The organism is Micromonospora sp. NPDC023956, from assembly GCF_040639195.1.
Classification (GTDB): Bacteria; Actinomycetota; Actinomycetes; order Mycobacteriales; family Micromonosporaceae; genus Micromonospora.
This window is the reverse complement of record NZ_JBEZZN010000012.1, coordinates 1-23,900: the sequence shown is the minus strand read 5'-3', so window position 1 is coordinate 23,900 and position 23,900 is coordinate 1. Positions and strand designations below refer to the sequence as shown.

Here is a 23,900-nt window from a genome sequence, read left to right as displayed (position 1 = left end):
CGTGACCGACACCCTGGCGACCGGGACGGCCCTGACCGAGGGGCAGCGGGCCCGGATGGCCCGGAAACGGGAGCGGGTCGGGCCGGGCGGTGACCCGGTCGCCCCCGGCGAGCCGGGCGGCCGGTCGGCCGACCCGGAGGCGTCGAGCCGGGCCGGCCGCACCGACGTGGTGCTCGACTGCGGCTGGGGGCGGCTGGTCTTCGGCCAGACCTTCGGCGACCCGGCCGCCGTCGCCGACGTGCTCCGCTCGGAGGCCGCCGGATCCCGGGACATCTGCATCTACCTGCGTGATCCGCACGTGCTGGTGTCCCGGCTGCACGACGAGCTGTTCATCGACCCGTCGTTGACCTACCGGCTGCCGCTGAGCCCCGAGGCGGCCCCCGGGCCGGGCCCGATCGGCGGCGAGGCGGCCGGCGGCGCCGGCGCGGACCTGCCGGGACTGCGGGTCCGCCCGCTGCGCGACGCGGCCGACGCCGACGCGGTGAACCGGATCTACGCCAGCAACGGGATGGTCACCGCCCCGGTGGACGTGCTGGTCGCCAACGCCACCACCCCGTCCTTCCTGCACCTGGTCGCCGAGTCCGCCACCGGGGAGATCGTCGGCACGATCACCGGGGTGGACCACGTCGAGGTCTTCGCCGACCCGGACAACGGCGCCAGCCTGTGGTGTCTGACCGTGGACTTCAACCACGCCCCGCCCGGCACCGGCCAGGCGCTGCTGACCGGGCTGGCCGCCCGGCTCGGCGACCGGGGGCGGTCCTTCGTCGACCTCTCCGTACTGGCGGAGAACGTCGGGGCGATCCGGCTCTACGAGCGGCTCGGCTTCTACCGCACCGCCACGCTCTGCGTGAAGCGGAAGAATCCGATCAACGAGCGGCTCTTCCTGCCCGCCATGCCGCCCGGCTACGACGGGCTGAACCCGTACGCCCGGATCATCGCCGACGAGGCGATGCGCCGGGGCATCCGGGTGGAGGTGACCGATCCGGCCTGGGGCGAGCTGCGCCTGAGCACCGGCGGGCGGACCGTCCTGACCCGCGAGTCGCTGTCCGAGCTGACCTCGGCGGTGGCGATGAGCCGCTGCGACGACAAGCGGGTGACCCGGCGGATCCTCGATGCGGCGGGGCTCGCCGTGCCGGCCGGCCGGACGGCCACCGGGGACGACGCGGACGAGGCGTTCCTGGCCGAACTCGGCGCGGTGGTGGTCAAGCCGGCCCGGGGCGAGCAGGGCAACGGCATCACCGTCGGGGTGCGGACGCCGGAGGCGCTGCGGGCCGCCGTCGAGCTGGCCCGGTCGTACTGCCCGGAGGTGCTGGTCGAGGAACTCTGCTCCGGCGAGGACCTGCGGGTGGTCATGATCGATCACGAGGTGGTCGCCGCCGCCGTCCGGCGACCCGCCTCGATCACCGGCGACGGGGTGCACGACGTCACCGAGCTGATCGAGCGGCAGAGCCGCCGCCGGGCCGCCGCCACCGGCGGCGAGTCGCGCATCCCGATCGACGAGATGACCCGCGAGGTGGTCGCCGAGGCCGGGTACGGCATGCACGACGTCCTCCCGGAGGGCACCGTGCTCGCCGTCCGGCGCACCGCGAACCTGCACACCGGCGGCACCATCCACGACGTCACCGGGGAGCTGCACCCGGAGATCGCCGAGGCGTGCGTGGCGGCCAGCCGGGCGCTGGACATCCCGGTCACCGGGTTGGACCTGCTGGTCGTCGCCCCGGACCAGCCGGCGCACGTCTTCATCGAGGCGAACGAGCGGCCGGGGCTGGCCAACCACGAGCCCCAGCCGACCGCCGAACGCTTCGTCGACCTGCTGTTCCCGGGCACCCGGGCACCGCACCGGCTCTGGTCCCCGGCGGGTACGGCATCCTCGACGGCATGACCGAACGCCGTCCCGTCCCGCTCCCGCTCGACCTGGACTACCTGCGCCAGGTGCTGCTGGAACTCCTGGAGATCCCCAGCCCGTCGGGGCGTACCGACCACGTGCAGCAGTACGTGGGCGAGCGGCTCTCCGCCCTCGGCATCGCCTCCACGCTGACCCGGCGCGGCGCGCTGGGCGCCTGCCTGCCCGGCCCCCGGTCGACCGGGGCGGACCGGGCGATCGTGGTGCACACCGACACCATCGGCGGGATGGTGAAGCGGCTGAAGGAGAACGGCCGGCTGGAGCTGATGTCGATCGGTACGCACAGTGCCCGGTTCGCCGAGGGCGCGCACGTGCGGATCTTCACCGACGACCTGGACCGGGTGATCACCGGCCAGGTGCTGCCGCTGAAGGCCAGCGGCCACCGCTACAACGAGGCGGTCGACCTCCAGGGGGTCGGCTGGGAGCAGGTGGAGGTCCGGGTCGACGAGCCGGTGGAGGACATCGCCGGGCTCCGCGCGCTCGGCATCGACGCGGGCGACTTCGTGGCCTTCCTGCCCAATCCGACGATCACCCCGAGCGGCTTCGTCAAGTCCCGCCACCTGGACGACAAGGCCGGGGTGGCGGCGGTGCTGACCGCGTTCAAGGCGATGGTCGACGCGGGCGTCCAGCCCCGGGTCACCGCGCACCTGCTGGTCACGGTCACCGAGGAGATCGGGCACGGGGCCAGCCACGGCCTCGACCCGGACGTCGCCGAGATCGTCTCGGTGGACGCGGCGGTGGTCGCCCCGGGGCAGCAGTCCCGGGAGAACGCGGCGACCCTGGCGATGGGCGACGGGGTCGGCCCGTTCGACTACCACCTGACCCGCAAGCTCGCCTCGATCGCCGCCGAGCACGGCGTCGACCTGGTCCGGGACGTCTTCGAGTACTACCGCTCGGACGTGGCGGCGGCGGTCGAGGCGGGCGCGCACGCCCGGGTGGCGCTGCTCGGCTTCGGGGTGGACGCCACCCACGGCCACGAGCGCACCCACCTGGAGGGCCTGCGCCACCTGACCCAGCTGCTCTGCCTCTACCTCCAGAGCGACCTGGTCTTCCCCGAGTGGGACGCCGAGCCCGAGGGCGACCTCGCCGACTTCCCGTCGCTGGCGGTGCAGCCGGCGTCCGAGGAGGGGCCACGCGAGGGGCCGATCGGCATCGCCGACCCCACCGGCCGGCACGCTCCGGACCCGTCCTGACCTGCGTCGGAAGCGGGTGACGTAAAACCGTTGCCGCCGGAGTCGGGAACTGGATAGCGTGGCGGTACACGTGAAGGGAGGTGATCCGAAGCTTTGTGTAGTTATCGGACTCGTGAGGTGGCTGTCCGCTAGCCGCTGTCCTTGACAGTCGACCGTCCGTCCTCCGGGGCGGGCACAGAAGATCGTCGAGACCGTGTGGCAGCGGTGCGGCGAATCCAGAACAGCCACCCGACCCCCGGGGTGCCGGCCCAGTCCAGCCGGTCCGCGCGTCAGCGCGGAATCCCCGGGGGTCGACCCCTGTACGGAGGGTGTACGTCGTGTCGATGCGCGAGCTGACGGTGCTCGGCACCGCCAGCCAGACGCCGACCCGGCAGCGCAACCACAACGGGTACGTACTGCGCTGGGACGACGAGGTGATCCTCCTCGACCCGGGCGAGGGGAGCCAACGGCAGCTCCTGCACAGCACGGTCACCGTCACCGACCTCACCCGGATCTGCGTCACCCACTTCCACGGCGACCACAGTCTCGGGCTACCCGGAATCATCCAGCGGCTCTCGCTGGACCGGGTCCCGCACCCGGTGGCGGTGCACTTCCCGGCCGGCGGCGCGGAGTACTTCGCCCGGCTGCGGCACGCCACCAGCTTCCACGAGACCGCCGAGCTGGCCTGCGAGCCGGTCGACGCCGACGGGCAGCGGTTCGCCCTGCGCGGCGGCCACACCCTCACCGCCCGCCGGCTGCGCCACCCGATCGAGACGTACGGCTACCAGCTGGTCGAACCGGACGGCTGCCGGATGCTCCCCGAGCGGCTGGCCGCGTACGGCATCGGTGGTCCCGCCGTCGGGGAGCTGCTCCGCGTCGGCCACCTGGACGTCGACGGACGCCGCGTGCGCCGCGACGAGGTGAGCGAGCCCCGACCCGGGCAGCGCTTCGCCTTCGTGATGGACACCGGCCTCTGCGACGCGGTCTACGCCCTCGCCGAGCGGGCCGACCTGCTGGTGATCGAGTCCACCTTCCTGACCTCGGAGGCCGCGCTCGCCGCCGAGGTCGGGCACCTCACCGCCGCCCAGGCCGCCCGGGTCGCGGCCGAGTCCGGGGTACGCCGGCTCGTGCTCACCCACTTCTCCCAGCGGTACGCCGACCCGGCCCGGTTCGCCGCCGAGGCCCGCGAGCACTTCACCGGCGACCTGGTGATCGCCGAGGACCTGGCCACGGTCGCGGTGCCGCCCCGGCGGGTACCCTCGCCCGGGTGACACCCACTCTCCGCCCCGCCGACGCCGCCGACCTGATGGCGGTCGGCGACCTGCACCAGCGGTCCCGGGCCGCCGCCTACTCGTCGTTCCTGCCCCCGGAGGCGCTGGCCACCCCGACGCCGGAGGGGATGGGGCGGTACTGGGTCGAGCGCTGGTCGTACGAGCGGGACGACCACCTGATGACCGTCGCCGAGCGGGACGGCCGGCTGGTCGGCTTCACCTACGTCGGCCCGGACGAGCTGGACGGCGTGGTCGACCCGGACGCGGCGATGCTGCGCGCCATCCACCTGGACCCGGCCGAGCGGGGTCGGGGCACCGGTCGGGTGCTGATGCACGACGCGCTGCACACCATGCGGTCGTGGGGACGGAGCCGGGCCACCCTCTGGGTACTGGCCGGCAACACCCACGCCCGGCGCTTCTACGAGCGTGGCGGCTGGGCCCCGGCCGGCACGGTCCGCGACGAGTCCTTCGGCCCGGTCACCGTCCCGCAGCTGCGCTACGTCCGCCCGCTCTGAGGCCGTCGGCGCCGACCCGGGCGCGGGTGAACGTCGCCGGGGGCCGGGACCAGCGCGGTCCCGGCCCCCGGCGCGTCGGTTGTCGGTTCAGCGACCGCCGAGGTGGGCCAGCAGGTCCTGCCGGGTGAGCACACCCTTGGGCTTGCCGTCGATCAGCACCAGCGCGGCGTCGGACTTCTCCAGCAGGGCCACCGCCTCGCTGACCGGTTGCCCGCCGCCGACCATCGGCAGCGGTTCGCCCATGTGCCGCTCGATGGTGTCGTGCAGGTGGGCCTGGCCGGTGAAGAGGGCGTCGAGCAGGTCCTTCTCGGCGATCGAGCCGGCCACCTCGCCGGTCACCACCGGCGGCTCGGCCTTGAGCACCGGCAACTGCGAGACGCCGTACTCGCGCATGTAGTCGATGGCGTCCCGGACCGTCTCGGTGGGGTGCACGTGCACCAGCTCGGGCAGGCGCGCCGGCTTGGCGCCGAGCGCGTCGGCGACCGTCGGCTCGTCGCCGCTGGCGGACAGGAAGCCGTACCGGGCCATCCAGGTGTCGTTGAAGATCTTCGACAGGTAGCCCTTGCCGCTGTCCGGCAGGAGCACCACGACCACGTCGTCCGGGCCGGCGGCGCGGGCCACCTCCAGGGCGGCCACCACGGCCATCCCGCAGGAACCGCCGACGAGCAGCCCCTCCTCCCGGGCCAGCCGTCGGGTCATCTCGAAGGACGCCTTGTCGGAGACCTCGATGATCTGGTCGGCGACGGTCCGGTCGTACGTCTCCGGCCAGAAGTCCTCGCCGACCCCCTCGACCAGGTACGGCCGACCGGTGCCGCCCGAGTAGACCGAGCCCTCCGGGTCCGCGCCGATCACCTGCACCCGGCCCTCGGAGGCCTCCTTGAGGTAGCGGCCGATGCCGGAGATGGTGCCGCCGGTGCCCACCCCGGCGACGAAGTGGGTCAGCCCGCCGTCGGTCTGCTTCCACAGCTCGGGGCCGGTGGTCTCGTAGTGCGAGCGCGGGTTGGCCGGGTTGCTGTACTGGTTGGGCTTCCACGCGCCGGGGATCTCGCGGGCCAGCCGGTCGGAGACGTTGTAGTAGGAGCGGGGGTCCTCCGGGGCGACCGCCGTCGGGCAGACCACCACCTCGGCCCCGTACGCCCGCAGCACGTCCTGCTTGTCCTGGCTGACCTTGTCGGGGCAGACGAAGACGCACCGGTAGCCCTTGAGCTGCGCCACCAGGGCCAGCCCGACGCCGGTGTTGCCGCTGGTCGGCTCGACGATGGTGCCGCCCGGCTTCAGGAGGCCGGCCTGCTCGGCGTCCTCCACCATCCGCGTCGCGATCCGGTCCTTCACCGAGCCACCGGGGTTGAGGTACTCCACCTTCGCCAAGACGGTGGCCTGGATGCCGGCGGTGACGTTGCGGAGCCTCACCAGCGGGGTGTTGCCGATCAGCTCGACGACGTTGTCGTAGTACTGCACCTCGTTGTGCCCTTCTCCTCCGGTGCCGGCGGCGGCGCCGGACGACGTTAGGTCGTCGCCCAGGGTACGTGGCGTCAGGACAGGACACTCCCAGGGACCACGGACGCGCGGCCGGCCTCCCACTCCAGGAACCGTTCCGTCTCGGCCAGCACGCTGCCGGCCAGCCAGGTGACCATCACCGCGTCGTCGACCAGGCCGAGAACGGCCAGGAACATCTCCGGCACCACGTCCATCGGGGAGACGACGTACGCCGCCGCCGCGGCCATCAGGGCCAGCCGGAGGCCACCGTCGTACTCGCCGCGCGTGGTGGCCTTGATCATCCGGGGCAACGCCGCCATCCGGGCGCCCAGGGACGGACCACCCCGTGCCCCGGACATCAGTGCTCGGGCCAACGCGGCGAATGCCGCACTCCGCTTCAACGTCCTCGCCATGTCAGTGCCCCTCTCTCCTCGACCAGGGTGCCGGGCCGACGCAACCGCCACCGGTGCCGCGCGGCGGCCGGGTCGTCGACCCGGACGGCCGGCGGTCGATGGATGACGTACCCAGAAAGTCCCGCCGGCAGGCACCGGAGCGCCATCGCGGGGACAGCGACGTGTCGCTGTCGCGCGGTACTGTCGGCTCATGGAGGAGGTGACCGGACCCGTCGTGCCGACCGGAACACGCTGGCGACTCGCCCGGCAGGTCGCCCGCTTCACGGCGATCGGCGCGGGGGCCACGGCGGCAGCCTTCGTCACCACGACCGGGGTCCTCCTCGGCCAGGCCAAACAGGCCCGTCGGACGATCCCGATGGCCGAGGCGCCCCCGCCCCGCTGCGACGGCGTCTACGGTCCCAAACTGCCCGGTCCCCCGTTGACCCTGGTGCTCCTCGGCGACTCCTCCGCCGCCGGCTACGGCGTGCACCGGCGCCGGGAGACCCTTCCCGCGCTGCTCGCCACCGGCCTGTCCCGCCGGTTGCACCGACCGGTGCGGTTGCGCCGGTTCGCCGTCGTCGGCAGCCTCTCGGCGGGGCTGCGCCACCAGGTCGAGGCCGCCCTGGAGCAGCAGCCGGACGTCGCGGTGATCATGGTCGGCGGTAACGACGTCACCAACCGCACCCCGCCGGCCGTGGCGGTCCGGTTCCTGACCGACGCGGTCCACGACCTGCGCGCCGCCGGCGCGGAGGTGGTCGTCGGCACCTGTCCCGACCTCGGGACGATCCAGCCGATCCCACCGCCGCTGCGCTGGCTGGCCCGCCGCTGGGGCCGGCAGCTCGCCGCCGCCCAGACGGTGGCGGTGGTCGAGGCCGGCGGCTGGACCGTCTCCCTCGGCGACCTGCTCGGCCCCCGGTTCGCGGCGGAGCCGGGCCGAATGTTCGCCTGGGACCGGTTCCACCCGTCCGCGGAGGGGTACGCGGTGGCCGCGTCCGTGCTGCTGCCGACGATTCTCTCGGCACTCGGCGGGGCGCCGGAGCGCCAGCCGGCGCTGGCCCGGGGCGAGGGCGTGCGGTCGCTGCCGCAGGCCGCGCAGGAGGCTGTCCGGAACCCGGGCACCGAGGTGAGCGGGACCCAGGTGAGTGGGCGCGACCGGGGTCCGGCCGGGCGCTGGGCGCAACTGCGACGGCGGGCCTTCGTCGCGGTCGGCGCGCTCCCCGCGCACGCGGGCCAGCCGGTGCCGCACCGCGCCGCCGACCCGGTCCGGGCGCCCGGCGACGACGTGCTCCGCCCGGCGGGGAGCCCGGAGACAGCCGACACGGTCCGACCGGCCGGGGGTACGGAGACAGCAGTGGAGGGACGAGCATGAGCGAGCGGAACACCCGCACCGATCGGGCGGCCCGGATGGGCCGGCTCGCGGCTTTCTCCCTGCTGGCCGGCACCATCGGCGGCGCGGCCGTCCTGGCCGGGGAGGCGATCGTGGCCCGCACCCGCCGCTACGCCGAGCCGGAACTCGGCCTCGCCCTGCGGGCGACGGTGGGGCGGGCGGACGCGCCCCCGCTGCGGCTGGTCCTGCTCGGGGATTCGGCCTCCCTCGGGGTCGGCGTGCAGCAGTTCGGCGAGACGGTCGGCGGCCAGCTGGCCCACCTGCTCGCCGAGGGGCCCACCGGCCGGCGGGTGCACCTGTCCAGCGTGGGTGTCTCCGGGTCCCGCTCCACGGACCTGACCACGCAGGTGGCTCGGGCCCTGCTCGGGAGCCGCCCGGACGTGGCGGTGATCCTGATCGGGGCGAACGACGCGACGACCCTGCGCCGGCCCTCCGACGCGGCGGCGTACCTCGGTGGTGCGGTCCGCCGGCTGTGTGACGCCGGCGTGGAGGTGGTGGTCGGCACCTGCCCCGACCTCGGTGCGGTCCGGGCGGTCGCCCCGCCGCTGCGTCAGGTGATCGGTTGGTCCGGTCGGCGCACCGCACGGGCACAGACCGTGGCGGTGCTGGAGGCCGGCGGCACGGTGGTGGATCTCGCCACCGAGACCGGAGCGGTCTTCCGGGCCGACGCCGGGACGCTCTGCCACGACGGGTACCACCCCTCCGCCGACGGCTACCGGGTCTGGGCGCACGCGCTGCTCCCGGCGGTGGCCGCTGCCGCGGCCGTCGCCTCGTCCCGCTGACCGGCGTGACCACGGTCACCCCGGGCCGCTGACCTGCGGCACGGCCGGTCGTGCCGACCTCGGGCCACTACCCGCACAAGTTACCCACGGGTTAACGTTGACGCATGCCGACTGAGCCGTCCCGCGACGCCGTCATCGTCGCCACCGCCCGCTCCCCCATCGGCCGGGCGTACAAGGGTTCCCTCCGCGACGTCCGCTCGGACGACCTCGCGGCGACCATCATCCGGGCCGCGCTGGACAAGGTCCCCCAGCTCGACGCGAACGAGATCGACGACCTCTACCTGGGCTGCGGACTGCCCGGCGGCGAGCAGGGCTTCAACATGGCCCGGGTGGTGGCCACCCTGCTCGGGCTGGACACCGTGCCCGGCGCGACCCTGACCCGGTACTGCGCCTCCTCCCTCCAGACCACCCGGATGGCGATGCACGCGATCCGGGCCGGCGAGGGGGACGTCTTCGTCTCCGCCGGGGTCGAGGTCGTCTCCCGGTACGTCCGGGGCAACTCCGACGGCCTGCCGCCGGAGGCGCAGGCGCTGGTCGGTGGCGGGTGGGAGAACCCGCGCTTCGCGGCGGCCCGGGAGCGTTCGGCCCGGCGGGCGGCCGGCGGGGCGGAGGTCTGGACCGACCCACGCGAAGCCGGCGAGCTGCCCGACATCTACCTGACCATGGGGCAGACCGCGGAGAACCTGGCCCAGGCGTACGACGTGACCCGCGCCGACATGGACGAGTTCGGCGTCCGCAGTCAGAACCTCGCCGAGAAGGCGATCGCCGACGGCTTCTGGGCCCGGGAGATCACCCCGGTCACCACGCCGGACGGCACGGTGGTCAGCACCGACGACGGCCCCCGTCCCGGGGTGACCCTGGAGGGCGTGGCCGGCCTGAAGCCGGTGTTCCGCCCGGACGGCCGGATCACCGCCGGCAACTGCTGCCCGCTGAACGACGGGGCCGCCGCTGTGGTGATCATGAGCGCCCAGCGGGCCGCGGACCTGGGCATCACCCCGCTGGCCCGGATCGTCTCCACCGGCGTCACCGCGCTCTCCCCGGAGATCATGGGACTCGGTCCGGTCGAGGCGAGCCGGCAGGCGTTGCGGCGGGCCGGCATGACCATCGACGACGTCGACCTGGTGGAGATCAACGAGGCGTTCGCCGCCCAGGTGATCCCCTCGTACCGGCAGCTGGACATCCCGGTGGAGAAGCTGAACGTGATGGGCGGCGCGATCGCCGTCGGGCACCCCTTCGGCATGACCGGGGCCCGGATCACCGGCACCCTGCTCAACGCCCTCGACTGGCACGACAGGTCGGTCGGCCTGGAGACCATGTGCGTCGGCGGCGGTCAGGGCATGGCGATGGTCCTCGAACGCCTCTCCTGACGCCGGCCCGCGCTCGGCATCCCCGGCCGGACTCCCCAGCAGATCGCGCCGGGTCGGTCAGAGGGCACTCCGGGTCGCCGTCACCTCGGCGGCGGCCCGGGCCAGCGCCTCGGGCGGCGGCGTCGCGGCGACCAGGTCGGCGGCGACCACCCGGAGCTGGTCGGGCAGGGCAAGGTCGTTCTCCAGCCGGGGAACGGTGCGCCGTGGCTGGCCCTCGGCGTCGGCGGCCAGGTTGGCGACCTCCTGCACGCACCGGTGCACCAGGTCGGCGCGGGAGACGTTGCCCTCGGCGGCCAACGCGGCCCAGCGCGGCGGCTGCCAGTGCCCGACCTGCCGGACCAGGGCCTCCACCGCCCGGTCGAGGGCGGCGCCGGAGGTCGGATCGCCGGCCACCGGCTTCACCGGGCCCCGGCCTGTTCCACCGGGTGAGCCCCGGTCTGCGCGCTGTTCACCGGAGCGAGTCTACGGTCGCGCCGACCGCCACGGACCCGGTCGGCCCCGCCGTTTGCTCGGGTCGGGCGGGTGGTGGACCGGAGCCGGTGCACCTCGGCGGGGACCGGCGCCCGCCCCCGCCGTCCAGGGGCGGACCAGCAGGCCTTCCGTGGACCGCGTCCGCCACGACGACGGGCGCCCGCCCCCTGCGGAGGGGGCGGGCGCACCGGTCGACCAGCTGCTGACTGTCTGATCAGTCGTCACCCTGGAAGTAGCTGAGCATGCGCAGGATCTCGATGTAGAGCCAGACCAGGCTGACCAGGATGCCGAACGCGGCCACCCAGGAGTAGCGCTGGGGCAGCCCCATCCGGACGCCCTCCTCCACCTCGTGAAAGCTCAGGATGAAGCTGAGCGCGGCCACCACGATGCAGACCAGGCTGAAGCCGATGGCCAGCGGGCTGCCGTCCCGCAGGCCGGTGTTGACCCCGAACAGCGCCAGCACCAGGTTGATCAGCATCACCGCGAAGAGGCCGACCATCACCGCGATCATGCCGCGCACGAACTTCGGGGTGGCCCGGATGACGCGCGCCTTGTAGAGCATCGCCATCAGGAAGAACACGCCGAAGGTGGCGGTGGTGGCCTGGAGCACGATGCCGTCGTAGAGCGACTCGAAGGCCTTGCTCACCATGCCGACGAAGACACCCTCGACGACCGCGTAGGTGATGACGAGCGCCGGGTTGGCCATCCGCGAGAACGAGATGATCATCCCGAGCACGAGGCCGACGACGGCGGCGCCGATCCAGGCGACGCCGACCAGCGCGTCGGGCACCAGCACCCAGGCAGCCGCGGCGGAGGCGGCGAGGATGCCGAGGAGCACGACGGTCTTGACCACGACGTCGTCCAGCGACATCGGCGTCACGGTGGGCGGTGCGGCCGGGTAACCGGGGGCCGCCGGGTAGCCCGCACCCGGGTACTGCTGGGGATAACCGGGCTGCCCGTGGGGCCCGGCCGGGGCGTACCCGGCCGCCCGCTCCCGCTCAGCCGCCTGGCCGAGCCGGGCGAGCACCGGGTTCGAGGTCTTCACTTTCAGCCTCCCTCAGGGGGTCGATGCACGGTGAACGTGCCTGTCCAGGGTAAACCGCCGGCCCGACCTCTTGGTGATCACCATGCTGAAGGGAAGCTGAGAGTCTGGTGCCCGGGGCGGGGGTCGAACCCGCACGCCTTGCGGCAGCCGCTTTTAAGGCGGCCGTGTCTGCCTTTCCACCACCCGGGCGGGTGACCACCGGCGCGTCGACACGCGGCGGTGCAGTGTCACGGTAGCCGGTCTCGCCGAACCCGGCGTACCCCGATACCACTGCGGCACTATGGTCGAGGCCGTGAGCAGCGCAGCCTGTACCGACCAGGACGCCGGGCCCGGTCGGGAGCCCAGCCCGGAGGCCCCGGCGGTGCCCCGCTCCCGGCGGGCGCGGCTCGTCGCCACGCTCCACCGGAACCGGGTGGACCTGCTGGCGGGTCTGGGCTTCCTGGTCCTCGCCGGGGTGCTCACCCACGGGCTCTGGCCGAACCCGTCCGGTCGGGTACTGGCGCTCAACCCGGCGGACCAGACCCTCTACGAGTGGTTCCTGGCCGTCGACTCACGCGCGTTGCTCGGCGACTTCAGCCTGCTCAGCGACCGGCTCAACGCACCCGACGGGGTCAACCTGATGGCCAACACCACGGTCATCGCGCTCGGGATGCTCCTCGCCCCGGTCACCCTGCTCTTCGGCGCGCCGACCACCTTCGCCCTGCTCGCCGCGGTGAACCTGGCCGGCACCGCGATCGCCTGGTACGCGCTCTACGTCCGGGTGCTCGGAGCCGGTCGGCTGGCCGCCGCCCTCGGTGCCGGCCTCTGCGGTTTCGGGCCGGGCATCGTGTCGCAGACCAACAGCCACCTGCACATGACCGCGCAGTGGCTGGTTCCGGTGATCGTCTGGCTGGTGGTCCGGATGGTCCGGGCCGCCGACCGGCCCCTCCGGGACGGCGCGGGTCGGGACGGCGGTCGGCGGAGCGGGCGGGACGGTGCCGGCGGAGCGGACCGGCGGATGCTCGTCTCGGCGGTGGGGCTGGCCGTCGTGGTGACCGTCCAGGTCTTCGTCGGTGAGGAGGTGCTGTTCCTCGCCGCACTCACCCTGGCGGTGATGACCGCCGCCTACGCCGCCGTCGACCGGCGACTCGCCCGGCGGGCCTTCCCCGGCTTCGCGGCGGGGATGCTGCTCGCCACCGGACTGGCCCTGGTCGTGCTCGCCTACCCGCTCTGGTTCCAGTTCGCCGGGCCGCAGGGCGTGGCCGACGGGATGTTCAGTCCGTACTACTTCTCGGCCGATCTGACGAGCTGGTGGACGTTCTCGCCGCTCTCGCTGGCCGGCGACGACGCGGCGGCCCGGCTCACCACCGGTCCCGCCGAGTACAACACCTTCCTCGGCTGGCCGCTGCTGCTGGTCGGCGCGGCCTGCGCGGTCTGGCTGCGCCGTCAGCCGCTGGTGGTCGCCTGCGTGGCCGGCGCACTGGCGATGGGCGCCCTGTCGCTCGGCCCGGACGTGGTGGTCGACGGTGAGCGGACCGGGGTTCCGGGACCGTTCCGGTTCCTGCTCGACGTGCCGGTGGTGGACGGCGCGCTGCCGATGCGCTTCGCGTTGGCCGTGCTCCCGCTGCTGGCCACGGTGCTCGTGCTCGCCGTGGACCGGGCCGGGCGCCAGGGCGGCCGGTGGCGGGTGGTCGTCCCGGCCGCCGTCGTGGCGGCGCTGCTGCCGGCGGCACCCACCCCCCTGGCCACCGAGGACCGGCCGCCGGTGCCGGAGTTCATCACCGCCGGGCACTGGCGTGACTGCGTACGACCGGGCGGAGTGCTGGTCCCGGTGCCCGCGCCCACCCCGAGGGAGCCTTGGCCGATGCGCTGGGCGGTGGCGGCGGACGCGGCGTTCGCCCTGCCCGAGGGGTTCTTCATCGGGCCGTACGGACGCGACGGGACGGCGGCGATGGGCACCTACAAGCAGCCCACGTCGGCGCTGCTGGCGGAGGTGGCCCGGCACGGCGAACAGCCGGTGGTCAGCGAGGGTCAACGCCGGCAGGCCGCCCTGGACGCCGACTTCTGGAACGCGTCCTGCGTGGTCCTCGCCGCGAACGAACGGCACGCGGAGAGCCTGCGCGGCACGCTGGAGCAGCTCTACGGACCGGCGACCCGGGTGGCCGACGCGTGGATCTGGCGGCCCTAGGCATCTGGGCGGCAGGGCCCCTGCCACGGTGACAGGGGCCCTACCGTCACAGCTCAGGCGTGGGGGGCGCCCACGGGCTGAGAGGCCTCGACGAACTCCTCGCGCGGGTCGTGCAGCTGGCCGAGCGCGACGACCTCCCGGCGGAGGAAGAACGCCAGCGTCCAGTCGACCACCACGCGCACCTTGCGGTTCAGCGAGGGGATCCGGCTCATGTGGTACGTCCGGTGCATGAACCACGCCGGCCAACCGGTCATCTTGATGCCGTACACCTGGGCGACGCCCTTGTACAGGCCGAGGCTGGCCACGCTGCCCGCGTGCTTGTGCCGGTAGTCGACCGGTTCCCGGCCCCGGATCACCGCGACGATGTTGTCGGCCATCCGGGTGGCCTGCCGCACCGCGTGCTGCGCGCTCGGCGAGCAGTACGTCCCGGGCGGGCCGGTCAGGTCGGGCACCGCCGAGCAGTCACCGGCCGACCACGCGCCCTCGACGATCCGGTCGCCGTCGACCACCTGGAGGGTGGGCAGGCAGGTGACCCGACGCCGCTCGTCGCGGGGCAGGTCGGTGGCGTCCAGCAGCGGCGACGGCTTCACGCCGGCCGTCCAGACGAGGGTGTCGGAGGCGAAGCTGTCGCCGTCGGAGAGCTTGACCACCCCGTCGACGCAGGACTCCAGACGGGTGTCCAGCCGGATGTCCATGTTCCGCTTGAGCAACTGCTGCACCGTGTACGCGCCCATGTCCCGGTCGACCTCGGGGAGCACCCGCTGGGTCGCCTCGACCAGCACCCAGCGCATGTCCTCGGGGGTCAGCTCCGGGTAGTACTTCAGCGCGTCCCGGGCCATGTCCTCCATCTCGGCGAGCGCCTCGATGCCGGCGTACCCGCCGCCGACGAAGACGAAGGTCAGCGCGCGACGGCGGACGTCCGGGTCGGTGGTGGCCGCCGCCACGTCCAACCGGTTCAGCACGTGGTTGCGCAGGTAGATGGCCTCACCGATGGTCTTGAAGCCGATCCCCTGCTCGTGCAGACCGGGGATGGGCAGGGTCCGGGAGACCGAGCCGGGAGCGACGATCACGTGGTCGTACCGGATCTCGCGCACCGGGCCGGTGATCGGCTGGACCGTGGCGATCCGGCGGGAGTGCTCGATCCGTGTCACCGCACCCGCGACGATGGTGCACTTACGCAACTCCCGCCGCAGCGGCACCACACTGTGCCGGGGAGAGATGTTGCCCGCCGCCGCTTCCGGGAGGAAGGGCTGGTAGGTCATGTGCGGCTGCGGGTCGACGACGATGACCTCGGCCTCACGTGAGCTCAGCTTCTTCGCCAGGCGCAGGGCCGCGTACAGCCCGACGTGGCCGGCGCCTACCACAAGGATCCGCTTCGGATTCACGTCTTCTATCTTTCCCCGCCCGGTCGGGGTAATCCTGTTCGCGCCCCTTCTCTGTGACGCAGAACCCGCCTGTGACCTGCACGACCATCGGTCCCGGCCGGTGTCACCGGCGGCGCAGGAGCCACCCCAGCACCGCCGTCACCGCGACCGCGACCGCCAGCCCGCCGATCGTCACCGGCAGCGCCCCCCGCTCCCCGCCGACCCCGGCGAGGGTCAGCAGCAGCACGCTGGCGACCCCGGCGGCGAGGATCACCCCGCCCGCGCGGACCAGCCAGCGGACCACCAGCGCCGGGTCGACCACGGCGTCGTACGGCAGCAGCGCGGCCAGGGCGCAGAGGGTGTGCCCCAGGTAGAGCAGGGCGGCCAGCAGCAACAGCCGCCACAGCCCGATCGGCTCCCCCTGGTTGAACGTGCCGTGCAGCCAGCCACCCACGGCGACCAGGGCGGCGAACGTCGGCCAGAACCGGCGCGGCCCGAGCGCCGGCAGCAGCGCGGTGACCAGCAGCGCCGGCAGGGCGTCGCCGAACCAGACGTCGACGGGGAACGCCACCGTGAAGCCGACCAGCACGGTGAGGAAGACCCCGGCCCGGACCAGGAACGGCACCAGAGTGGCCCGGCGGGCCGCGTGCCGCGCCGCGCGCACCCGGTCGACCACCCGCCGGACGACCGTCGTCATCGGGACTGCCTCTCGTTCACGACTGCGGGACTCCGCTGCGCCGCGTTCCTCGCGCTCACCGGAGCCACCCTTCGTTCCCGACTGCGGGACTCCGCTGCGCTGCGTTCCTCGCGCTCACCGGAGCCACCTTCCGTTCCCGACTGCGGGACTCCGCTGCGCTGCGTTCCTCGCGCTCACCGGTTACCTGCCCGGGGGGCGGTGGCGAGGCGGGCCACGTCCCGGAGCACCTGGTCCAGGCTGCCGGCACCGGCCCACCGCACCACCGGCACGCCGTGCTCGCGCAACTGCTCGATCATCACGTCCCGGTCCAGGCGCCAGAGCCGGAACGCCACCTCGGCCCAGTTCCGCCGTCCCCCCGGCGGGGGGAGGTCGGTGGGGAGGGTGTCCACCGCCACCACGAACCGACCGGAGCGGGCGAGCTGGGCGAGCATCTGGGCGGACCGCTCCTGCAACAGCGGCGTGAGCACCACCACGAGCGCGTCCGAGGAGAGCAGTTGCGGACCGAAGACCTGGTCGTCCGCCTCGTCCGGCCACGACTCGGCACGGACGTCGAGCAGCCATTCCAGCACGGTGAGGTACTGCCGGCGGCCGGTGGCGGGACGCAGCCGCCGGGCGGTCGGACCGAACTCCAGCATCGCCACCCGGTCACCCCGGTGCAGGTAGTGTTCGCCGATCGCGGCGGCGGCGCGGACCGTGGTGTCCAGCACCGAGGCGGCGCCGTCGATCCCGCCGGAGCGTCCCGCCTCGGCGAGCACGTCGAGCAGGAGCACCACCTCGGCGTCGCGGTCGGAGAGGGTCGCCGCGACGTGCAACTGCTTCGTCCGGAGCGAGACCCGCCAGTCGATCCGACGGAGCCGGTCACCGGGGGTGAACACGCGTACCCCGGCCAGCTCTCCCCCCTCGCCGGGGCGGCGGGAGTGGTGCGCGCCGACCAGGCCGGCGGCCCGGGGCATCGCCTCGACCGCCTCGAACGGCTCGGTCTTCGGGTACACCGTCACCCGGGCCGGCTCGGCCACCACCACCCGGGAGACCAGCAGCCCGTCGGCGGCGGCGGCCCGCACGCCGGCCGGGCCGACCGGGTGCCGGCCCCAGCGCAGCGCGGTGCCGGCCAGCGTCAGGTCGACCGCCTCACCGGCCGGGACGAAGGTCGCGAAGGGACGGTCGGCGGGCCCCTGGCGCGGGGTCTCCACGTCGAACCCGGACCGCTCGACGCGCAGCCACGGCGACACCCGGGTCCGGAGCACCGCCAGGTCGTAACCCGCCCCGTCGGGGTTGCCCACGGTCACCGTCGCGGCGAGGTCGCCACCTTCGACGAGGTGTCCCTCGGCCGCCCCCGGCCAGACCTGCGGCGGCGCGACCGGCCGGCGGCGCAGCGCGTACGCGGTCCCGAGCGCGAACGGGGCGGCCAGCACCACCAGGTCGACCCGGCCGAGCATCACCCCGGCCACCAGCAGCAACCCGGTGAGCAGCACCGCCCGGCCGAGCGCCCGGGTCGGCACCCAGGCGGTCGGGGTCTGCGGATCCGGGGGCGACCCGGTGGGCGTACCGGTCAACGTCCGCCCCGACCGGCGGCGTAGCTGGGCAGCGCGCCGCTGGCCGGCACCGGGGTGGCGTCGAGGACCTCGCCCACGACGAACGACGGGTCGACCCGACGCAGCCACATCTCCGGACGCAGGGTGATCCGGTGTGCCAAGGCCGGCACGGCGACGTCCTTGACGTCCTCCGGCACCACGTAGTCCCGGCCGCCGAACGCGGCTCGGGCCCGGGCCAGCAGCAACAGCGCCAGTGACCCGCGCGGCGACGCGCCGACCAGCACGGACGGGTGGTCCCGGGTGGCCGCGGCCAGCTCGACGATGTACCGCCCGACGGAGTCCTCGACCGCCACGTCCTCCAGGGCGGCCTGCATGGAGCGCAGGGTGGTCGCGTCGACCACCGGCTTGATCTCCGCCTCCTCGCGACGGCGGGCCATCCGCCGGCGCAGCACCTCCCACTCCTCCTCGCGTTCCGGGTAGCCGAAGGAGACCCGGAGCAGGAACCGGTCGAGTTGTGCCTCGGGCAACGGGTACGTGCCCTCGTACTCGATCGGGTTGGCGGTGGCGAGCACGTGGAACGGCTCGTCCAGCCGGTAGGTGACGCCCTCCACCGAGACCTGCTTCTCCTGCATCGCCTCCAGCAGCGCCGACTGGGTCTTCGGCGGGGTCCGGTTGATCTCGTCGGCAAGGAGCAGGTTGGTGAAGAGCGGACCCGGCCGGAAGGTGAAGTCACCGTTGCGCTGGTCGTAGAGGAAGGAGCCGGTGACGTCGGCGGGCAGCAGGTCGGGGGTGAACTGCAACCGGCGGAAGTCCAGGCCGAGGGCCTGCGCGAAGCACCGCGCGGTGAGCGTCTTGCCCAGTCCCGGCAGGTCCTCCAGCAGCACGTGCCCGCCGGCCAGGATCCCGGCGAGGACCAGCTCCAGCGCGTCGCGCTTGCCGACCACGACCGAGCCCACCGCGTCGAGCACCGAGCGGGCCAGCCGACCGGCCTCGGCGGGCGTGACGTTCCGGTCCACGTCGTTCATCTCAGATCTTCTCCAGTTCGGCGACGATCGCCGCGAGGTCGCGCGGCGTCGGGGGGCGGCGGCCGGGTGCGGCGAGGAAGGTCCAGAGTCGCTCGCCCAGCAGGGCACGGGCGCGGGCCGGATCGGATTCGCGGGTCACGCCGTGTCGTTGGCGCAGTCGTTCGTCGGCCAGCTCGGTGATCCGGGGCAGGACGACCCGGGTGAACCGGTCCGGCTCGCTGGTCGCCCAGTGCAGGGGCAGGGCCCAGCCGTCGACGGCGGCCCGCAGCGCGTCCCCGGCGGGCGGCGGTTCGTCCTCGCCGGTCACCGCCGGACCCCGGCGCGACGGCGGCGGGGCGAGCCGGCCGGTGACCGTCCGGACCCCGAGGAGGGCGAGGACCCCGGCCACCAGAACCGGCAACGAGACGGTGAAGCCGATCGCCCGGAGCACGGCGACCAGCACCGCCGTGGCCGCCCCGGTGACCAGCGCGGTCCGCAGCAGCCAGCGCAGCCAGCCGCCCCGGCGGCGCTCGGACCGGACGACCGGTTCGTCCTCGAACCGGAGCAGGTCGTCGATGCTCGCGCCGCCGAGCAGGCCCGGCTCGCTCACGTCGGCACCTCGTCGGCGAAGACGGTCAGCTCGGCCCGGATCCGGCGCAGCGCGGCGCGGGCCTGGTCGCGCATCCGCTCGTCCACGGTGCGGGTGTCGTACCGGGCGGACCGGTAGACGTGGGCGAACTCGGCCAGCACGTCGGCGCTGACGATCGCCGGGACGCCACTGTCGTTCTCCCCCCGCAGCAGGCGGGTGACCAGGTCGGTCGGGGTGTCGCCGGCCCGCCGGGACACGCCGGCGGTGGCGGCGGCCTCCTCCAGCCGTACCCAGCAGGCGATCACCACGGTACGGGGGTCGCTGGAGCGGTCGTCCAGCTCGATCAGGCCGGCGTCGAGCGCGGCGACCACGTCCCGGGTGGTCCCCTCGGCCGACGGGCGGGGCCGGGTGGCGGGCAGCCGCCGCCGGTTGATCCGGCGCAGCGCGCCCCGCAGCGCCGTCCAGAGCGCGTAGCCGAGGGCGAGCAGGGCGGTCAGGCCCAGCAGCACGACCGCAGCGGTGGTGACCCAGCCGGGGATGCGCGCCGCGGTCTCCCGGGCGGCCTCCCGGGGTTCGACCGGGAACGACGGGGAGGGCTGGGACTCGGGATATTCCGGAATGAACGGGACATTCTCCGCCGCCGGTGGGATCCGGGTCGCACCGAGCGCGGAGTGCGCGGCGGTGACCGCGGTGACAGCCAGCAGGGCGGCCACCGCCAGGACCGGCCACCATCTGCGCAGCACGCTGAAATCCAATCGTCACCGCCCCGCGCAGTGTCAGTCCACCCCGGCCACCTGCTTCGCCCGGGTGAACACCTCGTCCAGCATCCGTGGTGTGAGCCGTCCGGTGAAGGTGTTCTGCTGGCTGACGTGGTAGCAGCCCAGCAGTTCCGGTACGGCCGTGCCGGACCAGTGTGCCCCATGGCCGAACACCGGTCGCGGGCTGGGCGGCCGGACGCCGTACACCGCACGTAGCGCCGGCCACCACGCGGCCCAGGCGAACGCGCCCAGCGCGACCACGACGCGCAGCGTGGGCCGGATCAGCTCCAACTCGCGGTGCAGCCACGGGGCGCAGGTGTCCCGCTCGTCCGGGGTGGGTTTGTTGTCCGGCGGCGCACAGCGCACCGCGGCGAAGATCCGGGTCGCCCGCAGGGCCAGCCCGTCGTCCCGGGCGACGCTGGTCGGCTGGTTGGCCAGGCCGGCCCGGTGCAGCGCGGCGAAGAGGACGTCACCGGAACGGTCCCCGGTGAAGACCCGCCCGGTCCGGTTGCCGCCGTGCGCGGCAGGGGCGAGGCCGAGGATGGCGATGCGGGCGTCGGAAGCCCCGAGGCCGGGCACCGGGCGGCCCCAGTACTCCTGGTCCCGGAAGGCCGCCCGTTTCGTCCGGGCCACCTCCTCCCGCCAGGCGACCAGGCGCGGGCAGGCGAAACACCCGCTGATCGCGCCGTCGAGGTCGGGCAGGTCGGCCGCCCGCCGGGCGCGGGCGGCCACCTCCTCGGCGGTACGGGGCTCAGCCAAGCCGGCTCCGGAAGAGTTCGAGGGTACGGGCCCAGGCGCTGGCGGCGGCCCACTGGTCGAAGACCTCGGGCCGGTCGTCGTTGAAGAACGAGTGGGCGGTGCCCGGGTAGTCGTGGAGGACGCAGGTGCCACCGGCGGACTCGATCGCCCGCCGGGCGGTCTGCACCCCCTCGGCGGTGGAGGTGCCGTCCGCCTCGGCGCAGTGGATGACCGCCGTCTTGCCGGCGTAGTCGGCCCACTCGGGACGCATCTCCGCCCAGGGCAGCACCGGGTAGAAGCCGGCGGTGGCGACGATCCGGTCGGAGATCGTCGCCGACCAGAGCGCCAGGCTGCCCCCGGCGCAGAAACCGGCACAGCCGATCCCGCCGGTGACCTCCGGACGGTCGGCGAGGTATCCGGCGGCGGCGTGGACACCGGCCGCCGCATCGTCCATCCGCGACGCCGTCATCAGTCGCTTCGCCTCCTGCGCGTCCCCGGTCGGGACACCGTTCTGGAGGTCCGGCGCGAACGCCACGAACCCCGCCTCGGCGAACCGGTCGGCGACCGAGGTGATGTGCGGGACGAGACCCCACCGCTCCTGGATGACGATGACCGCAGGACCGGGCGCACCGCCGGAGGGTATCGCGAGGTACCCCTCGCTCGTCGTACCGTCGTGGCGGTAGCTCACCATCTCGCCCATCGGGCATCCTCCTGGCGGTCAGTCATCGTTGGCTGGTCGCGTGGTTACGTGCCGGTAGCGTGTCATGCGCCGACCGGCCGGGGAAGATACCGGCAGAGTGGGATTCACCTCCTGTTCGACCGCTGCGGCGGCCCGGCGGCTCAGCCGCGCGGCACCAGGCAGAGCAGGTACCCGGTGCCGCCGGGCGGGATGCTGCTGTAGATGTAGTAGGTGGCCCCCACGGCGACGAAGGGCTCACACTGGCTGCCGTCGCCGACCTGCTCCCTACGCTGCCCGTCGACCCGCCCGACCACGTTGTACGCGGCGTCCGGGGAGGAGCAGGCGACCTCCCGCGCCTCGGCGGTCCGGCGCTGCCCGCCCTGCGCGACGTCGGGCAGCGGGGCCAGGCAGTCCCCCACCCGCGCGTCGGCGGTCCGGTCCGGGTTGAGCAGGCGGCCCGCGACGTCGTACCGCAGCCCGACCACCACGAGCACGCCCACCAGCACCGCGACCGCGCCGAGCGTGACCAGCACCCGCAGCAGCGGGTGCCCTCCCCGCCCACCCGGCCCGGCCTCGTCGGCCGGCTCGGCGGCGATTGGCTCGCTGTCGTCGGCCGGCTCGGCGGCGGTTGGCTCGCTGTCGGCGGCCGGTTGCGGATCACCGCTGGTCGGCGTGGGCCCGCCCGCAGCCGGCGTGGCGTCGTCGGCCCGTGGGGCCTCCTCGGCCGGTGCGTCGTCGGCCACCGGAGCGGTGCCCTCGACCCGTGTCGCGTCGTCGGCCGGGGCGGCGTCGGTCCGGCCGGTCGGCCCTCCTCCGGCGCTCTCGTCCTCGGTCGACGCGGGGGGCACGGCCTGCTCGGTCACGGGCGATCCTTCCAGGATGATCGACAGCGGAAACGGTAACCACGTGGCACCGCTCGCGCTGTCCCCCGGAACGTGACCTCCGTCCCTTGTCGGGCCGCCGCCGGTCGACCGGTCGGCTCCACCGGCCTACCGGCTCACCGGGCCGGCACGGACTCCGTCGGGGTCGGCGCCGGTTCGCCGCTCGGGCTCGCCGGATCGCCCGGGGTGGCCGCACCGCTCGGGGTGGCCGGGTCGCCCGGGGTGGCGTCCGGCGTCGCGGTCGGGTCGGCGGGCGGCGGGGCCGTCGTCGGGTCCGACGTACCGAACTGGAACGGGGCCTGCTCCGGGCAGTACGGGTAGGTCCTGCGGATCGACTCGTCGACCGGATCGGCCTCCGGCGCCTGGCAGTAGCCCGGCCAGCCGAGTCGGATCGGGGTGCCGTCCTGGTCGAACAGGCGGGCGTCCCGCACCAGCCGCCCCTCGCGGTCGTAGACGAAGACGTCCCGGATCTCGGAGTACTGGTTGTCGACCGACACCGAGGAGTAGCCGTCGTAGCCGCCCCACCGGGCGCGGCCGTCGAGGGTGGCGGCCCCGACGAGCCCGAAGAAGGCCAGCCCCAGCGACCCGACGAGCACGAGCCGGCGTGGCCACCGGGAGAGCCGGTCCGCGTTACGACCGAGCCAGAGCGAGCCGACCACGCAGCCGGCCAGCAGCACCAGACCGCCCAGGTCGCTGCCACCGAGCCGGGGCAGCACCCCGAAGGGGCCGCCGGTGCTCAGCGCGGTCACCAGCATCGCGGCCAGGTAGGCCCGGACCAGCCACCAGGCCGGACGGAGCAGCCGCAGGTAGTCCGAGGCGGCGGCGTACCCGAGCGGCGGGCCGAGCCGGACGTCGAGGGCACGCAGCCGGGTGCGGGCCCCGAGCGCGAGGCCGGCGACCCGCTGGTCCAGGTTGGGCGTGCTCCGCACCGGGGCGCCGGCGGCGGCCCGCAGCTCGGCCGCGTACACCTCCGGTTCACCGAGCCGGTCGACCAGCGACCCCCCGTCCTCGGCGGCCACCTCGGCGAGGTGCTCCGGCAGGTCCTCGGTCAACTCGTCCCGCTGGGCCGGGGGCAGGTCGGCCAACGCGGCCCGGACCCGCTCGGCGTACGCCGTGATTTCCTGCTCCATGACGGTCATGCCGCCGTCCCCCGATCGTCGAGCAGTGCATCCATGGTGGTGGCGAACGAGCGCCAGAGCTTGCCCGACCGGCGCAGTTGGTCCCGCCCGGCCGCGTTGAGCGAGTAGTACTTGCGGTGCGGGCCGGACTCGCTCGGCACGACGTACGCGGTCAGCAGGCCGGCGGCGAAGAGCCGCCGGAGCGTGCCGTAGACCGAGGCGTCCCCGACCTCCTCCAGCCCGGCCGCACGCAGCCGGCGCAGGATGTCGTAGCCGTAGCCGTCCTCCTCGCGGAGAACGGCGAGGACCGCGAGATCCAGAACGCCCTTCAGGAGCTGGGTGGTATCCACGCGCCGCACACTACTGTGCGATGCGCAATAGCGTCAACCGACGCTCCCGGACACCGGCCGGGAGCAGGCCCGTCCGCCGCCCGAGGATCGGGGACGCTGGGTGGCGGAGCGTCGACGCCGGACGCGCTGCGGCGGAGGCCCGGCCCACCGGACGAGGCCCGGATGGGGCTCGACCGCCCGGCTCCCTGCACGGTCGACTACGCGCTGCGCCGCGACGACGGCCGCACCTTCGCCGCTGACCT

General features: G+C 74.2%; 23 protein-coding genes and 1 tRNA gene. 8 read left to right on the top strand and 16 right to left on the bottom strand.

Features of this window, described 5'->3' with window-relative positions; all coding sequences use genetic code 11:
• Position 1: 1 nt before the first annotated feature.
• The 4 genes from ngg (at position 2) to AB0F58_RS21995 (ending at position 4,861) form a co-directional block, all read left to right on the top strand.
• Positions 2-1,882 (top strand): N-acetylglutaminylglutamine synthetase, encoded by a 1,881-nt coding sequence (gene ngg / locus AB0F58_RS22010; RefSeq protein WP_357145865.1) that lies wholly within the window; start codon positions 2-4, stop codon positions 1,880-1,882.
• Positions 1,879-3,096: an osmoprotectant NAGGN system M42 family peptidase gene (locus AB0F58_RS22005; protein WP_357145862.1), complete on the top strand. Its 1,218-nt coding sequence runs from the start codon at positions 1,879-1,881 to the stop codon at positions 3,094-3,096. Before ngg ends, AB0F58_RS22005 begins: the two co-directional genes overlap by 4 nt.
• Positions 3,097-3,413: 317 nt before the next feature.
• The gene (locus AB0F58_RS22000) at positions 3,414-4,346 is read left to right on the top strand and encodes a ribonuclease Z (RefSeq protein WP_357145859.1); all 933 of its coding nucleotides are present in this window, start codon (positions 3,414-3,416) and stop codon (positions 4,344-4,346) included.
• Positions 4,343-4,861 (top strand): GNAT family N-acetyltransferase, encoded by a 519-nt coding sequence (locus tag AB0F58_RS21995; RefSeq protein ID WP_357145856.1) that lies wholly within the window; start codon positions 4,343-4,345, stop codon positions 4,859-4,861. The genes AB0F58_RS22000 and AB0F58_RS21995 overlap by 4 nt, the downstream gene beginning before the upstream one ends.
• Before the next feature lie 87 nt (positions 4,862-4,948).
• Here the strand turns inward: AB0F58_RS21995 and AB0F58_RS21990 are convergent, their stop codons facing one another.
• Both AB0F58_RS21990 and AB0F58_RS21985 read right to left on the bottom strand, forming a co-directional pair.
• Positions 4,949-6,319 carry a cystathionine beta-synthase gene (locus AB0F58_RS21990; RefSeq protein WP_357145852.1) on the bottom strand — a complete coding sequence of 457 codons (1,371 nt, stop codon included), beginning with the start codon at positions 6,317-6,319 and terminating at the stop codon, positions 4,949-4,951.
• 74 nt (positions 6,320-6,393) lie between these two features.
• On the bottom strand, positions 6,394-6,750 hold the full coding sequence (locus AB0F58_RS21985) for a YkvA family protein (RefSeq protein WP_357145850.1): 357 nt from the start codon (positions 6,748-6,750) through the stop codon (positions 6,394-6,396).
• 190 nt (positions 6,751-6,940) lie between these two features.
• Between AB0F58_RS21985 and AB0F58_RS21980 the strand changes: the two genes are divergently transcribed.
• The 3 genes from AB0F58_RS21980 (at position 6,941) to AB0F58_RS21970 (ending at position 10,265) form a co-directional block, all read left to right on the top strand.
• Positions 6,941-8,098 (top strand): SGNH/GDSL hydrolase family protein, encoded by a 1,158-nt coding sequence (locus AB0F58_RS21980; protein ID WP_357145847.1) that lies wholly within the window; start codon positions 6,941-6,943, stop codon positions 8,096-8,098.
• Positions 8,095-8,898: an SGNH/GDSL hydrolase family protein gene (locus AB0F58_RS21975; protein WP_357145844.1), complete on the top strand. Its 804-nt coding sequence runs from the start codon at positions 8,095-8,097 to the stop codon at positions 8,896-8,898. The genes AB0F58_RS21980 and AB0F58_RS21975 overlap by 4 nt, the downstream gene beginning before the upstream one ends.
• Before the next feature lie 104 nt (positions 8,899-9,002).
• On the top strand, positions 9,003-10,265 hold the full coding sequence (locus AB0F58_RS21970; protein WP_357145841.1) for an acetyl-CoA C-acetyltransferase: 1,263 nt from the start codon (positions 9,003-9,005) through the stop codon (positions 10,263-10,265).
• Between the two features lie 57 nt (positions 10,266-10,322).
• On the opposite strand, the gene AB0F58_RS21965 is transcribed toward AB0F58_RS21970, so the two are convergent.
• The 3 genes from AB0F58_RS21965 to AB0F58_RS21955 form a co-directional block, all read right to left on the bottom strand.
• Positions 10,323-10,658, bottom strand: coding sequence for a hypothetical protein (locus AB0F58_RS21965; RefSeq protein WP_357145838.1), 336 nt, complete (start codon positions 10,656-10,658; stop codon positions 10,323-10,325).
• Positions 10,659-10,950: 292 nt separating this feature from the next.
• Positions 10,951-11,781 carry a Bax inhibitor-1/YccA family protein gene (locus AB0F58_RS21960; protein ID WP_357145836.1) on the bottom strand — a complete coding sequence of 277 codons (831 nt, stop codon included), beginning with the start codon at positions 11,779-11,781 and terminating at the stop codon, positions 10,951-10,953.
• A 105-nt stretch (positions 11,782-11,886) separates the two neighbouring features.
• A tRNA-Leu gene (locus AB0F58_RS21955) sits at positions 11,887-11,970 on the bottom strand.
• A gap of 103 nt (positions 11,971-12,073) precedes the next feature.
• Here AB0F58_RS21955 and AB0F58_RS21950 point away from each other — a divergent pair.
• Positions 12,074-13,948, top strand: coding sequence for a hypothetical protein (locus AB0F58_RS21950; RefSeq protein WP_357145833.1), 1,875 nt, complete (start codon positions 12,074-12,076; stop codon positions 13,946-13,948).
• A gap of 53 nt (positions 13,949-14,001) precedes the next feature.
• Here AB0F58_RS21950 and AB0F58_RS21945 read toward each other — a convergent pair whose 3' ends face one another.
• The 11 genes from AB0F58_RS21945 to AB0F58_RS21895 form a co-directional block, all read right to left on the bottom strand.
• Complete coding sequence (locus AB0F58_RS21945; protein ID WP_357145830.1) at positions 14,002-15,333, bottom strand: NAD(P)/FAD-dependent oxidoreductase; 1,332 nt, start codon at positions 15,331-15,333, stop codon at positions 14,002-14,004.
• A gap of 103 nt (positions 15,334-15,436) precedes the next feature.
• Positions 15,437-16,009 carry a hypothetical protein gene (locus AB0F58_RS21940; protein ID WP_357145827.1) on the bottom strand — a complete coding sequence of 191 codons (573 nt, stop codon included), beginning with the start codon at positions 16,007-16,009 and terminating at the stop codon, positions 15,437-15,439.
• A gap of 173 nt (positions 16,010-16,182) precedes the next feature.
• Entirely contained in the window at positions 16,183-17,562 is a 1,380-nt protein-coding gene (locus tag AB0F58_RS21935) for a DUF58 domain-containing protein (RefSeq protein ID WP_357145824.1), read from the bottom strand.
• Entirely contained in the window at positions 17,559-18,566 is a 1,008-nt protein-coding gene (locus tag AB0F58_RS21930) for a MoxR family ATPase (protein ID WP_357145821.1), read from the bottom strand. The genes AB0F58_RS21935 and AB0F58_RS21930 overlap by 4 nt, the downstream gene beginning before the upstream one ends.
• 1 nt (position 18,567) lies before the next feature.
• Positions 18,568-19,155, bottom strand: a complete 588-nt coding sequence (locus tag AB0F58_RS21925; protein WP_357145819.1) for a hypothetical protein — start codon at positions 19,153-19,155, stop codon at positions 18,568-18,570.
• Positions 19,152-19,889 carry a DUF4129 domain-containing protein gene (locus AB0F58_RS21920; RefSeq protein WP_357145816.1) on the bottom strand — a complete coding sequence of 246 codons (738 nt, stop codon included), beginning with the start codon at positions 19,887-19,889 and terminating at the stop codon, positions 19,152-19,154. Before AB0F58_RS21920 ends, AB0F58_RS21925 begins: the two co-directional genes overlap by 4 nt.
• 21 nt (positions 19,890-19,910) lie before the next feature.
• Entirely contained in the window at positions 19,911-20,624 is a 714-nt protein-coding gene (locus tag AB0F58_RS21915; RefSeq protein ID WP_357146312.1) for a uracil-DNA glycosylase, read from the bottom strand.
• Positions 20,625-20,643: 19 nt separating this feature from the next.
• Positions 20,644-21,330 (bottom strand): dienelactone hydrolase family protein, encoded by a 687-nt coding sequence (locus tag AB0F58_RS21910; RefSeq protein WP_357145813.1) that lies wholly within the window; start codon positions 21,328-21,330, stop codon positions 20,644-20,646.
• Positions 21,331-21,470: 140 nt separating this feature from the next.
• On the bottom strand, positions 21,471-22,172 hold the full coding sequence (locus AB0F58_RS21905) for a hypothetical protein (protein WP_357145810.1): 702 nt from the start codon (positions 22,170-22,172) through the stop codon (positions 21,471-21,473).
• A gap of 134 nt (positions 22,173-22,306) precedes the next feature.
• Positions 22,307-23,329 (bottom strand): hypothetical protein, encoded by a 1,023-nt coding sequence (locus tag AB0F58_RS21900; protein ID WP_357145807.1) that lies wholly within the window; start codon positions 23,327-23,329, stop codon positions 22,307-22,309.
• The gene (locus AB0F58_RS21895) at positions 23,326-23,658 is read right to left on the bottom strand and encodes a PadR family transcriptional regulator (protein WP_091457254.1); all 333 of its coding nucleotides are present in this window, start codon (positions 23,656-23,658) and stop codon (positions 23,326-23,328) included. Before AB0F58_RS21895 ends, AB0F58_RS21900 begins: the two co-directional genes overlap by 4 nt.
• Positions 23,659-23,900 lie beyond the last annotated feature (242 nt).